The 337-nt window shown below is 63.8% G+C and carries 1 pseudogene; it reads right to left on the bottom strand.

From position 1 onward, the window contains the following. Positions 1-211, bottom strand: a pseudogene (locus ASD32_RS30160) (phage tail protein); the annotation flags it as partial. Positions 212-337 lie beyond the last annotated feature (126 nt).

Raw genomic sequence — 337 nt, 5'->3', positions numbered from 1 at the left:
GTGCTGTGCGGGTGGCGCCCGGCCATGGGTAGGCCAGGGTCAGGCTGGTATTGCTGACGACGGTCGCGACGCGGACATCGAGACCGGCAGCCGCGAACAAGTCACCCGCCTGGACGCCTGATGTCAGCCAGGTCGTTCCCTGTCCAACCACCGCCGTTTCGTTGGCATTGATCGTTGCTGTGCCGGTATTGTAGGTGGTCGGGAGCGCCATCAGTGCACCTGTGCCGTTTCTTCAAGCGCAGGCTCGATCTCAGCCGGGGGTGCAATCTCAGCTTCCAGCTCGCCAATGCGCCGATCGCGCTCGGCAATCACGGCCTGGCATTCTTCAACGGCCTGA

The organism is Rhizobium sp. Root483D2, assembly GCF_001426685.1.
GTDB lineage: Bacteria > Pseudomonadota > Alphaproteobacteria > Rhizobiales > Rhizobiaceae > Pararhizobium > Pararhizobium qamdonense.
Note: the sequence above shows the minus strand (reverse complement) of the source record. Positions and strands in the feature narration are given on the sequence as shown.